Consider the following 14,135-nt stretch of genomic DNA (forward strand, 5'->3'; position numbering starts at 1 on the left):
CGGTGATAGGGGAGCTTAAGCTTCCCTATTTTCTTTTAAGGAGGTTGATTATGAATATAAAAGAGTGCATTGACAGAGTAGATTCTGTAAAACCCAATTCTTATTCAGAGGAAGATAAGGTAAGATGGCTGTCCTATCTGGATGCAACTATATTTAATGACATTGTTAAAACACATGAACCTGAGTGTAAAGATACACCGACAGAGTTTACCGGATATGATGCAGATCATATGAATGTCAAACTCCTTGCAGCACCACCGTATGACGAACTGTATGTGGCGTATCTGAAGATGCGCATTGATGAGGAGAATGGGGAAACTGCTAGATATAACAATTCTGCAATGGCATATAACGCTTATTATGCAGATTTTGCAAAGTGGTACAATCGCACACATATGCCTTTGGGCGTTAGGTATGTGGATTACTTCGGAGGAGGGAACGACTATGCAATATCCGTACTTAAATGACATCGAACGGTATCGTGAAATGACAACAGCATTTAATGGGTATTGTCATAAGCTTACCTGTGAGGACGGCCAGTTCTATGATCAGAAGAACATGACAAGCGTATATTATCCAGTACTGTCTCCCAGGGACCGTCGGGGGATTGTACGCAAAATGATTGCTCCGGCCGGAATACTGGATAAGGAATCTCTTGTATGGATAGATGATGGCATATTGTATCTGGACGGAGAAGAGTGCGTTCTTGCAGATGGAATTACCATATCCAAAGATGCTGATAAGTGTCCCAAACAGATGGAGAAGATGGGGGCGTTTATCATTATCATGCCGGATAAAATATGGTACAACGCTGAGACAAAAGAGAGTGGTTACATGGAAGCAACGTTTGATGTTACGGATAAAGTTACCGTAACATTGGCGGATGGAAAAGGAAATGCCATTACATGGCATGATACAGCGTACTATGACAGTAATGAGCCGGCGGACGGTGACTATATGATGTCCACGCAGAATGGTAGCACGACATTGAAGCAGTATTCAAAATCTACTGCAATATGGGCAATCGTTTCAACCACTTATATACAGATTGGAGCCACCGGAATCGGTAAGAATTTTGCCAAGGATGATGGCGTGAAGATTTCTGTAGACACAACCGGAATTACATGGGATGACATTGAAAATATATTTGTAAATGATGATGGGGATAACATCCGTTCTAACAACATGATTATTTATGACATTAAGGATGACTGCATTACAGTTCCGGCTATTCTGAAAGAGAATAAGACATTTGATAGTTTGCATATCAAAGTGGAACGTAAGACACCTGATATGTCTTTCATCACTGAGTGTAATAATCGAATCTGGGGATGTTCCAAGGATGGACATGAAATCTATTGCTGCAAGCTGGGGGATGTGAAGAACTGGAACTGTTTCCAGGGAATATCTACGGATTCATATGCGGCAACTGTCGGATCTGACGGTAAGTTCACCGGAGCAGTTACATATCAGACTTATCCTATTTTCTTCAAAGAGGATTCCCTGATTAAGGTATATGTGTCTGCTTCAGGGGCACATCAGATTAAAGAAACGAAGTGCCGCGGTGTTCAGAGAGGATCTGAGAGATCACTTTGTATCATGAATGAGGTTCTATATTATAAGTCCACTACAGATGTGTGCAGTTATGCCGGGAGTATTCCGGTAAGTATATCAGAATCTTTGGGGCAGGTTAGATATCATGATGCTGTTGGCGGTACAATTAACAGTAGATACTTCCTATCCATGAAAGATAAGGATAATATGAGTCATCTATTTGTGTTCGATGCAAAGCGGAATCTGTGGTCGAAAGAAGATAATACGACTGTTCTATATTTTTGTGCGCACGATGATGATCTGTATTTTGTTGATGCTTCTGACAGCATAATGAAATCTGTCTATGGAACATTGCCGTATGATGTACCGGAGAAGGATATTGAAAAACGTTTTAAGTGGATGGCTGAGAGTGGTAATATAGGCTACTCAATGCCGGACAATAAGTATATTTCCAGAGTTAACGTAAGGATCGGAATGGAAGTAGGAACGAATGTAGATTTCTACATTCAGTATGATTCATCGGATGTATGGGAGCACAAATTCAACATGAGTGGTAAGGGGACAAGGACATATACGGTGCCTGTGATTCCAAGAAGATGCGATCATTTCAAGTACAAAATAGTCGGTGAAGGCACGGCAAAAATATATTCTGTGACCAAGACCATTGAACAAGGGAGTGATATCTGATGTTTGACATTCTACCATATCCGCAGATAACAGGAGAGACGCCGGAAGAACAGGTAAAGGAACTGTATGACTATCTGCTCAGATTGAAGGAAGAGCTGGAATTTATCCTGCAGAATATCGGATCTGATAATCTGTCGGAAGAGTTTCAGAAGAAATTGTCTGTTATGGGGATAGAAGTACGGACAGCATCTTTAGATGCGCAGGATGCGCAGACCATTGCAAAAAAGAGCGGAATCACTGTTGATGATGTGATTGGTTCTGAAAAATTCAAAGCGAGTGTAAAGGCAACGGCAGATGAGTCTGCGAAACTAGTAGCAGATACTATTCCGAATGTTGCAGATGACCAAATAGGTCAATGGGAAAAGGAGAATAAGGGCATCGCCGGTGGTGTGGCTAGTCTCGGAGAAGATGGAAAAGTACCGAGTGATCAATTACCAGAGCAGGAAGAAATGACTATAAAAGTCAATTACGACAATGGGCGGTTGGAATATGGAAAAGGAGGAACAAACTAATGGCAGAAGTGATGCATGGTGGAGGTGGAAGACGAAGGACAACCTCTGTACCGTATAAAGGACCTACAAATATTCCTTCGAATTCATCAAAGAAAACGGAATCAGTACCATATAAGGGACCTACAAATATTCCACCTAATGGTGGCGGGACATCCACAAAAACGGCTTCATCATCTGGTACCGGAAGTAAATTATCAAATGTCCCTCAGAAAACTGGTGCTTCTAGTCCTCAGAGTGCGGGAACATCCAGTGGGCTCATTTCAAATGATTTATGGGATAAAATCAATACACCATTTACAATATCTGCTACTACATCTGCTGCGCAGAATGTCCTAAACGAGCAACTGCAGAAAGTCCTTTCAGGGAAGACCAGTTATTCTGACAAGGTAGCTGCCATGATGGATCAGATAGCAAACCGCGAGAAATTCAGTTATGATCCGAACTCTGATACTCTGTTTCAGAATGCTCTTGCATCTGCGATGGCAAGCGGAAGAACTGCCATGCAGGATACAATTGGTCAGGCGTCTGCTTTAACCGGAGGATACGGAAGCTCTTATGCCACTTCTGCCGGTAATCAGGCATACAACGATTACATTGAGGGCGCTTATGATAATCTTCCGGCTTATTATCAGATGGCACTGGATGCATATCAGATGGAAGGCAATGATCTGTACAATAAGCTGGGGATGTATACAGATGCTGATAATACGGAATATAGTCGGAACCTTGATGCTTATGGAGCTGCCGCACAGGATTACAGTATGAAGTATGGACAGGACTTTGATCTGTGGAATGCAAATGTAGGAAATGCAATGTCTGCGGCTAACCTACAGATGAGCGAGAAGAACAGCCTGTTCGACCAGGCAGCACAGTTAAGGCAGGAAGCAAGTGATAATTACTGGAAGATGATGAATTACAATCTGAGTGCTGCTAAGTCTGCGGCAAGCGGATCTACGAAATCTTCCAAAACGTCTGATACGGATGAGGATGGATACGACAAGCTTACGAATTCAGAAATAGCTGCTGCGCTTAATGTCTATTCAAGTGGCGGTGATGTGGATGCTTATATTTCCAATCTTGGAAAGAATGTGAACATGGACAGTCTTGCGGCCTATATAGACAGTATGGGAGCTGCGCCGACCACGTCTGTTGCAAAGAAGAATTGGAAAAAGAAAAAATCAGGTTTGTTCGGTACTTCATACGTAGATGAATATGGTAATTCCTTGTCACTGAAAGATCTTAAAGATACATATAAGCAGGAACTGACAATAAGCGGTAAATATACAACTGCCCAGATCGAAGCAATGGTATCTCAGTTTGAATCTCAGCTTAAGAACCAGTAGGAGGATATATGAGTAGAACATTTGCAGAAGCAATGGAGAATAGAAGAAAACAGAGAGGAGAAGTATCGGATACATCTTCTGCTCAGGGAACAGGAAGCAGTGTGACGGCAGTAAGCCGTCCTGCTTCCACCAGTTTTGCACAGGCTATGGCTCGTAGACAGCTTAATCTTGATACATTCAGTTCGGACTATGAATCTACGTCCAATATGTTGAATAATACTTTGAGTAACTGGCAGGATGCTTCCACTCTGTCACAGAACCGTGTACAGGTGGAGAACATGGCAAGTCGACTGAAACAGTACCGGGATTATGTGAAAGCATATGAGGATCCTTCTGAACTTTCTTCCATCGATTCCAGTATCTCATCTTATGATAAGGCACTGGCTGGATGGGATGATATGGCGCAGATCTATGGCCATTATCAGAACGCTGATGCTTACAGCGCCGCCAGAAAGAAGAGTGAGCTTTCCCAACGTTACGGAGATATGACCTACGAGGAAGTGAAAAAGGAACTGTCATCAACAAAATTCGGCAGTGATGAAAATAATTATCTCAGTGAATATGGCGTAAATCATGGTTTTTCCAGTCTTGCCGATTATGATGCGGCGCTGGCGGATGCGCGAAGTGGGAAGTATAAGGATGATCTGCAGGCAGCAAGGAATCAGTATGCACTGGATCATGCATCTGAGAAGTATGCCGGTTTAAAGGAAAACGCGGATTATAAGGAACTGTCAGCATATTCTCCTAATGTGAATGCAAATAAAAAATATACGGTAAATGATCCTACGTATGAAGCGGTGAACGCGAGACAATATGGGCATGTTGCTGCCAGTCTGTTGTCTGAAAGCAGGGGAACCGGTATATTCGGCAATGGTGCACACGAAAACCTTGACCGCATGACAGATGATGAAGTAGGCTATTACAATTACATCTATGCAACACAGGGCAAAAAGGCGGCGGAAGATTATCTGGATGACATTCAGGTAATGTTGGATAAGAGAAATTATGATGAGGACTCTGCCATGTTGGAAGATACTATTGACAATAGTGTTTTGGCTTCTGCCGGTTTCTCTGCCCTCAGCGTGCCTGCCAATATTGTCGGTGCCGTGGCAAGTGCCAACCGTAGTATTTCCGATGCTATCACTGGGAAGGAATATAATCCCTATTCCAAGGATCAGATGCTCAGCAACTTTGCATCAGATACCAGGCAGGATGTGAGTGATAATATTGCCGAAGCAACGCCAAATATGAATTTATTGGGAACCAATGTACCGGCGTACCTCTATCAGATAGGACTGGATATGGCAGATTCTGCTGTCGGTGCGGCTACTATGGGATCAAATTATTCTATAGTTGCTGGTTTGAGCGCATTCCAGCAGGAGGCAAAAGACCTGAAAGAAGCAGGAGCTACTGAACAACAAATATGGATGGGAGCCGGTCTTGCCGGTATCTTTGAAAAGATTTTTGAAGATATATCATTAGATAAACTGATTCATATTGATAATGTAGCCGATGCTCCGAAGCTAATTAAGGCTGCTCTGAAGCAGGCAGGCATCGAAGGGTCCGAAGAAATATCTACTGAAATTGCAAATATTATTTCTAATGATTTGGTCATGGGAAACCGGTCCGATATTATGCAGAAATATTATGCTTATCGTGAACAGGGATACTCTGAAGATGAAATTCATAAACTTATAGGCCGTGATCTGTCCTTACAGATTGCACAGGCCGGCATTGGCGGAGCGTTATCCGGTGGTTTGATGGGCGGCGGGAAGGCCGCAATGGATTTACATACCAATAACAGCCTGGGCAATACGATTCGGCAGAATGAGACAGTAGGAGATCTTACCGGGCTTGCAGAATCTATGGGAGTAGATACTGATGCATACAGTGAGACTCTGGATGCTTACAACAGATACTTCGCAGGGAAAGATACTTCAAAGGTTAAGCCGGGGGAACTGGGGGATCTCTATCGGACAGCAGAAATGGAATCATACAATGATTATGTGGCAGGAGAACAGTCTGGGGACACAGACCGGATAGAACGTGCATCAAGAAATCTAAATACCCTAGCAACAGTAAGGCAGGGACTGGGTGCAGAAGAGAAGGCTGCCCGGGCACGTGCCAAAGCCATGACACAGGAAGGCATGGAGAATGTGCAGATAGATTCCGTGACTACGGATGATACCGGTAAGAGAATCCTGCATACAGATCAGGGAGATGTGGTTCTGAACAAGGCATCGCTGAATGAAAATCAGGCTTATGTTGTATCACAGGCAGAGGATATGGACGATGCGAAAGCCAGCGTTATGATCCGGACGTATGATGGCAACAGTAATCCGCAGAGCTATGTAGAATCTTTCAAATTGGCTTATGCATACGGAGAAAGCGGATATGGGGCAGACTATGCCCTGAGCCATAAAGGTACGCTTACCGCGGCACAGGCGCGTGATGCTTATGTTGCAGGAGTAAAGAATCGAGCAACGGATCCTCAACGTCGAATTTCAGAAATTGTTTCCCAGTACCAGGGGGAGAACGGCACCGGAATGGCAGACTATTCCGAAGTAGAGCTAAAGAAGCTTACCATGTCACAGAAAGATGATGTGGCGGCCATTTCTGCATTTGCTGTAAAAGAAGGCATCAATGTAAAGTTCTATGCAGATGCGTCTGCGTCTGCGGCCAATGGTCATTATGATGCGAACGAGAATATGATCTATATCAATGTTCATGCCGGAACTGTCAGCAACGGACAGGTAGATCAGTTCAATGGTGCAATCAACACGACCTTCTCACACGAGCTGACACACTGGATGAAGGACAAGTCCCCGGCACTGTATGATCAGATGCGTGAAATCGTTATGAACAGTCTGGAGAGCAGCGGTGATTATCTGGGAGAGAAGGGCGTACGCAATGTCAGAGAAGCGGTAGCAGTGGAAGAAAACCGCATGGAGAATGCACATAAGGATGCTGCGGTTACAGAAGAAAGTGCCATTGATGAGATGGTAGCGCGTGCCTGCGAGGATATGTTCAGCAATTCGGAATATGCAGAGAAGGTTCTGCGGTCACTGGATGCACCAAGTCAGAAGACACTTGTGGGTAAAATCAAGGAGATGATTGACAGCTTCCGCGAAGTGGTTAAGCGTATCATGGGAAAATTTAGTGCAAAATCTGCCGAAGCTAAAGCTCTCCGGGAGATGGACGGCAGACTTACTGAGCTGCGTAAGGCGTGGGATGCGGCGCTGGCGGATGCGGTGAAGGCAAATGCCGCCGTACGTAACCATTCTGAAACAAAGCAAGAACAATTTTCTGATAGGGATAATGAAGGAAATTCGTTATCAGAGGATCAGAAGTCATTTTTCCGAGAGTCCAAAATCAGGGATGAAAATGGTAATTTAAAAGTGATGTATCATGGTACTGCAAGGATGGATAGGGTAGGTACAATATTTCGGCCTGATAGAGCAACGTCTGGACCAATGGCATATTTTACGGATAATAATGAGATTGCAAATAGTTATGCAAATAATAAGAAAGATACAAGCATGTCTTATGACGATATGTATGATTCTTATTATACGCAATTTAGAGTTGAAAGAAATGGAGAAAGTATAGCTATTGGAGATTATTGGGGAAAATTATCTGTATCTCAACGTAACGAAATAGCAAAAAAAGCTCCACATATTACGATGGATGATGACTATGAAAATATTATCTATGATCCTAATGCTAAAAATGGATTGGGTGGATATGATTCGTATTTGTTGAGAGAACATAAGGGCAATGTGTTGGAAGCACTCGTAGATGCATGGCTTGAGAGTGGTGATATATATGGTGATGAAGAGAAATTTATAGATGTACTTAAGCTTGTCGGAATTAACAACGCTGTATATATGAATCCGGATTATACGGATCGAGGTGTATATAGTGTTTACCTTAATGTAACATCACCGTTTGATACATCTAATATATCTGATGGTATGTTAGATAAACTTAAGAATGCAGCGGAAATTGCGGAGAAATCTTTTCAAACTACGGACACAAAAAATGCAGATATGTGGGACAAAAATAATATAAATCCTATGAAGTGGGTAGAACGCTTGCAAACGGATATAAAAGATGGCACTACCTATGTATGGACAAGTATTCCTGATTTTGTTACCGATGTGCTTAAAGCAAACGGTTATGATGGAATTGTTGATTCTGGTGGAAAATATAGTGATGATATTCATACTGTAGTTATCCCGTTCTATTCAAACCAAATTAAGAATATTGACAATGTGCATCCTACTGATAATGCTGATATTCGTTATTCCATGCGAATTAATGAAGATGGAATGGAAGAATACACCACGGATGATCCGGAAATCCTTTCCATGAGCTATGCTGAAAGAAGAAAGCATGCGTGGAATTTGATTATAAAGGAAAATCGTGGAAGGGTAGCAAAATTTAATAGAGATGGTGAGATTTGTTATGCCTTACCCACTAATGACGGTGTTAAAAAATATTTACAGGCGGATAAAAAATCATCATCCAAAGCTATACAGGCCAAGGCAAATATCGCTGCAAGCGGTAATTATATTGATTTGATGGAAAATGCTCATTATATCGGGACTGCTACTGAAAAAGGTGAGAATAAGAACCGGTTCCATAATGATGCGAAATACTGGGACTATTATTGGAAAACAGTAAAAGTAGATGGAATAATGTATGACGTTCTTATTGATATAAAAGATACGGGTGAAAATGTATATCTGTATGATGTTACATTAAAAGAAGCAGGCTCTCTGCCAAGCACACCCGAAGGCTACAATAAAACGGCAGCACCTGCTTCTCTTGTAGATATTGTATCACCAAACATGGGAAATCTCAACCTTTTTTCTGATCGCCAGGAAGTCTATCAGTATGTGGATCAGACAGAACGTCTCCAAAAGGAGAATAAGCAGCTGCGCGATGATATCGATCGCCTGCGTGAGCGTCTGAAACTGGAACGGAAGGTAACCGGTGGCCGTGTCCTGAATGATTATAAGCTGGAACTGATTGCAAAACATCTGAAAAATCAGTTCAACAGTAACTATGATACTGACAGCTTCAAGGCCGGACTGAAAGATCTATACAACTATATTCTCAACGAGGACGAAATAGATGGTCAGGTAGTACTGGATAAGTCCGTGGATCTTGCCAGAAGCGTATTAAGCCAGGCAAAGCCGCAAAAAGTCGCTAACGATTACTTTAAGATGATAGCAAGGGATATTCGAGGAACAAAGATTTCTCTCAGTGAATCGCAGAAGGCGGAAGCAGAAAATGCATTCGGTAAGGATTGGAGAAAATATCTGTTTGGCAGAATTACCGTTACGAATGACGGCACCAGTCTGGATACCATGTGGCAGGAATGGTCCTCGCGATTTCCGGGGCTCTTCGATTCTTCTGTCAATGAAGCGGAGCAGATCACGGCACTGAATGAAATCTACAATACTGCGAGAGAGTCATCGGAGGTGATTACCAGCTACAATGAGACTGAAACTATCCGGGCGCTGGCTACAGAGATTTATCATCAGTACTGGAATGCAGACAGTGTGAAAACGGTGGCTGATAAATACTCTAAGCAAATTACTCAGCTGAATGCAAAACATAATCAGGCCATGAGAGAGTTACGTCAGTCTTATAAGAACCGTCTGGAACAGCGTACAAATACTACGAGGGAATATTATCAGTCGTTGCTGAAATCTGTCCGGGAGCAGCGAGATTACAGAATCAAGGAAGCAAAGGTTGCAGCAGACTGGAGACAGGCAGAATATAAAGATCGTATTGCAAAGAAGGATATTATTTCAAAGATTACTAAGAATGCGCTTGCACTTAATAAATGGCTGGTTCAGAATTCTGCGAAGGAACATGTTCCTGATGTCCTGAAGGCTCCGGTAGTACAATTGCTGAATGCGATTGATTTTTCATCAAAGCAGTATTTATCCGAAGGGGAAAAGTCCGGCGTCATGACACAGAAGGATGTGAAGTTGTTTGATGCTTTGGAGAAAGTACGTGACATGGCATTGAAGATTCAAAAGGATCCGATGGCTTTAGAAAATGAGATGGGTGGATATTATGTAGATCTGCCAGTTGATTTTTATGATACGGTAGCTGAACTCACAGAGCAGGCAAAAGCTATCGGGGAAAGTGCGGCATCTGAGATCTATGTACTGAATAACATGACAGCCGAACAGCTGAAAACTCTGAATAAGGTGGTTAAGACGCTGAAGACTACTGTGTCAAAAATGAATAAGACATTAGCCGGTCGGCAGACAGAGTATATCGGAAAGTTGGGTGCAGAAACAATAGCTGAGATGAATAAGTTCAAACAGCATCAGACAGTTCGTGGTATTGAAAAAGTACATAATTTCCTGTCATTTGACAATACCCTGCCATACTACTATTTCAAGCGTTTGGGACCATCCGGAAAAACAATCTTCACGGAACTGAGTGACGGATTCGGAAGACTGGCGTTCCGACTGAAGAGTATTGAGGAGTTCACAAAAACCATATATGAGCCGTCTGATGTGAAGCGCGCAAAGGAAACAGTCAAGTCTTTCACTGCGGCAAACGGAAAAGAAGTACGTATGACGGTAGCGCAGATGATGAGCTTGCATTGCCTTGCCAAACGTCAGCAGGCGGTAGGACATCTGTTTGAGGGCGGTGCCCGGGTTGAGGATTTCAGCGATCCAAAGAGCGTAGGAAAGCTGAAAACAATCAGTATGAGAGGTGGTTTTAACCTTGATCAGGAATTTATTGATAAGGTGAATGCCGCCCTGTCGCCCAAGGAGATTGAGATTGCTGATAAGCTACAAGAATACATGAGTACCACGCTATCGGGATGGGGAAATGAAGTCACCCAGGCAAGATGGGGAATCAATGGCTTTGAAGAGAAATCATATTTTCCTATAGAATCTGATGCCGAAGGTCGTGGATCCAATCAGGAGAAAATGAACGAAGCATCTATGTACAGACTGCTCAATCAGGGATTTACCAAGGGACTTACTCCTGGGGCAAATAACCGCATTATGATCCGCGATATTTTCGATGTGTTCTCAACACACTCAGCTGAAATGGCAAAATACAGTACGGTTGCGCTTCCGGTACTGGATACTATCCGGTGGTTCAATTATGTGGAGAAAGGAGAAAAAACAGATGTCGGCTTTGAAACATCATCTGTCAAAGGTGCCATTAAAGACGTATTCGGAGAGGGCGGCAGCAAATATGTGAATCAGCTGATTGAAGACATTAACGGTACGAAGCATAATGACAGGTCGGCACCTATTATGAAGAAGCTGATTAAAAATGCAAAAGTGGCTGCCGTGGCCGGGAACCTTAGAGTAGCTTTGTTACAGCCAACAGCTTATTATCGTGCGATGGGAGTTATGAATCCGACTTATCTTATGAGAGCGCGTTTTACGAATCCTTTCAAAGGAATAAATGAAGCAGAAGATAATTGCGGTATTGCACAGTGGAAAGCAAGAGGACTGTTTGACACTAATGTTTCTAGAAGCGTAGAAGAATCTATTACAAATAATCTTTCTCTGATTGATAAATTTGTCGATTTGTCTATGACCGGTGCTGAATGGGGAGACAAAATTACATGGGGATATTTATGGAATGCCTGTAAATTGGAAGTGGCGGAGACAACTCCACGCAATAGTTCTGATTATTTACAGAAGGTATCTGACAGGTTCAGTGAAGTAATATATTCGACGCAGGTTGTTGACTCCACACTAACCAGATCACAGATGATGAGATCTTCTTCAACGTATGATCAGATGCTGACAAGCTTTATGTCAGAGCCTACATTATCCTATAATATGCTTCTGGATTGCTATTATGACTGGAAACTGGAAGGAAGGAGAAACGGAACGGCAGGACCGGAACTGATGCGCAGAACGATTCGTACATTTGCTACATATACCGCAACAGCAACAGCGTCTGCAATATGTGAAGCTGCTATGGATGCTTTAAGAGACTGGGATGAAGATGAAGAGTTTACAAGTAAAATGTGGGAAGAATTTGTATCCAATTTTATTTCAGACCTTAATCCATTAAACAAGCTTCCGGTGTTAAAGGATATTGTAGGAGTGCTTGAAGGATATGATCCGTCCAGAATGGATGAGCAGGCATTGACCAACCTTGTTGAAAACGGAAAGCAATGGGTGAAGATTGCACAGGGTGATGGAAACTTGTATAGAACAACATATAAAACTATACAGGGGTTATCACAATTGACAGGTATCCCAATATCTAACTATATGAGAGATATTGTTGCAATATGGAATGACACTATAGCAAGAGCGTATCCGTCAATTAGAATTGAATAAATATATCGTGAGGGGTTAGAAATATAACCCCTCATTGTATTATGCTAAAACAGGAGGTAGATATTATGCAGGCCATCAAATACAGAATCACGCTTGATACACAAAAATCCGGTACGCAGAAAATACTGCAGGGATTTTCAACAGGTGAAGCACTTGCGAGAGAAATCATCATCAGTTTGACAGAAAATGGAGACCCGGTAGAACTGGATGAGGAGCACGATCAGGCAATTGCCTATGTGACTCCGGAAGGTGCGGCATCTCCTAGCATCAATGAATGTACTATTGAAGACAATACAGTAATCTATAATGTATTACAGTCTGATATTGCTGTGGAAGGAATCACAAAGATTCAGATCAAGGTGCATCATGTGAATGCGGATAATGACATTACATGTTCCTACTTATCTCCGCGCTTTGCACTGGAAGTCTTAGAAAGTGATGCACAGGACAGTACCGCGGAAACAAGTCCTACGTATACGGCACTGGAAAAGGCACTGACCCAGGCAAAAGCAGTTTATGAAGCACGAATCCTCAGCGTAGAGTTCGATGAGAATTATGTATTTCATGTGAAGTATGCTGATGGAACAGAGTATGTGAACGACGATTTTGCAGATGCATACGCGAGGTGCATATCATCTGCGTATGCTGCTAAAAGCAGTGAGAATGCAGCGGCATTATATAGAGATATTGCGGTAAATGCATCCAATGTGGCAATATCTGCGAGAAACGTAAGTGAATCATGCGCAACGCAGACAGAGAAAAATCTGAATGCTGTGCAGGAAATATATAATGAAGTGATAAAAAAAGTAATCTATACGACTTTCTCTCTTAATTATGAAACAGGACATCTGCAGTATGATTCACCAAACTTCATTTTCTTAATAAATCAGAGCACCGGTCATTTGACCTGGGAATACGTATAGGAGGATATGAACTATGGCAGATGCAGGAAGAATTTTAATTATTCCGAAAGGAAACTATAATGCAGAGATAACTTACGAAGTATTGGATCTAGTATTCAATAACGGAAATTCGTGGCTTTGTAAGAAAACTACAAAAGGAATAGATCCCAGTGATTCTAATGCGGAATACTGGTATAAATTTACAAACTTCGATAGCATTATCAAGAATAATGTAACTACATCAGAAGAAGGTTTTGCACTGGATGCCAGACAGGGAAAGGTACTGATGGAAGCCATCAACGGCGTGTCTGCTAGAGTTACATCTCTTTCAGAATCTACGACAGCATCTGTTTCTGATCTGGACGCCAAGATTAATGAAGCAAAAAATATTGCCAAAGGTCGTAATCAGGCACGTGTATTTGCAACCACAGATGCTATGAAGGAGTGGTTGAAAAATGCAGCCAATAAAGGGATTGCAAATCAGGGCGATAATCTCTATATTGTTACCAAAGATGTCCCGGACTATTGGGTCGCAGAGGTACTGGATACTCCAAACGATGAGGGGTATTATTATGAGGTAGAAGAGCTGGAGACCCAGAAGGTTGACCTTACTACGCTGAACGCTGCCGTAGATCAGCTGACGAATGAAATTGCTGATGTAAATGGCAATTTAACTTATTCAACGGAAGAAACAATATGCGGTAAATGGATTGATGGTAGCAACATATATAGAGTTGTTAAGCAAGTCACGTCAAATATTAATACTAATATTGTTGCAATGTCACT

Annotated in this window: 6 protein-coding genes and 1 pseudogene; all 7 read left to right on the forward strand. The window is 42.3% G+C overall.

From position 1 onward, the window contains the following. The first annotated feature begins 50 nt into the window (after positions 1-50). Positions 51-467 (forward strand): hypothetical protein, encoded by a 417-nt coding sequence (locus tag FYJ59_RS03340; RefSeq protein ID WP_154495254.1) that lies wholly within the window; start codon positions 51-53, stop codon positions 465-467. Beyond that, a complete protein-coding gene (locus FYJ59_RS03345; RefSeq protein ID WP_154495255.1) occupies positions 445-2,241 on the forward strand; it encodes a hypothetical protein in 1,797 nt (598 codons plus the stop codon). Before FYJ59_RS03340 ends, FYJ59_RS03345 begins: the two co-directional genes overlap by 23 nt. Further along, entirely contained in the window at positions 2,241-2,753 is a 513-nt protein-coding gene (locus tag FYJ59_RS03350) for a hypothetical protein (protein WP_154495256.1), read from the forward strand. Before FYJ59_RS03345 ends, FYJ59_RS03350 begins: the two co-directional genes overlap by 1 nt. A gap of 395 nt (positions 2,754-3,148) precedes the next feature. Beyond that, entirely contained in the window at positions 3,149-4,096 is a 948-nt protein-coding gene (locus FYJ59_RS03355) for a hypothetical protein (RefSeq protein WP_154495257.1), read from the forward strand. A gap of 8 nt (positions 4,097-4,104) precedes the next feature. Then, positions 4,105-12,447 (forward strand): ADP-ribosyltransferase-containing protein, encoded by an 8,343-nt coding sequence (locus tag FYJ59_RS03360; RefSeq protein WP_154495258.1) that lies wholly within the window; start codon positions 4,105-4,107, stop codon positions 12,445-12,447. A gap of 65 nt (positions 12,448-12,512) precedes the next feature. After that, entirely contained in the window at positions 12,513-13,370 is an 858-nt protein-coding gene (locus tag FYJ59_RS03365) for a BppU family phage baseplate upper protein (protein WP_154495259.1), read from the forward strand. Between the two features lie 13 nt (positions 13,371-13,383). After that, positions 13,384-14,135 (forward strand): annotated as a pseudogene (locus FYJ59_RS03370) (hypothetical protein); the annotation flags it as partial.

Source organism: Waltera intestinalis, from assembly GCF_009695995.1.
Classification (GTDB): domain Bacteria; phylum Bacillota; class Clostridia; order Lachnospirales; family Lachnospiraceae; genus Acetatifactor; species Acetatifactor intestinalis.

Bases quoted from the DNA above. Each gene is read 5' to 3' on its own strand.
- FYJ59_RS03355 (WP_154495257.1), top strand. From the start codon at position 3,149: ATGATGGATCAGATAGCAAACCGCGAGAAATTCAGTTATGATCCGAAC.
- FYJ59_RS03360 (WP_154495258.1), top strand. From the start codon at position 4,105: ATGAGTAGAACATTTGCAGAAGCAATGGAGAATAGAAGAAAACAGAGA.
- FYJ59_RS03350 (WP_154495256.1), top strand. From the start codon at position 2,241: ATGTTTGACATTCTACCATATCCGCAGATAACAGGAGAGACGCCGGAA.
- FYJ59_RS03340 (WP_154495254.1), top strand. From the start codon at position 51: ATGAATATAAAAGAGTGCATTGACAGAGTAGATTCTGTAAAACCCAAT.
- FYJ59_RS03365 (WP_154495259.1), top strand. From the start codon at position 12,513: ATGCAGGCCATCAAATACAGAATCACGCTTGATACACAAAAATCCGGT.
- FYJ59_RS03345 (WP_154495255.1), top strand. From the start codon at position 445: ATGCAATATCCGTACTTAAATGACATCGAACGGTATCGTGAAATGACA.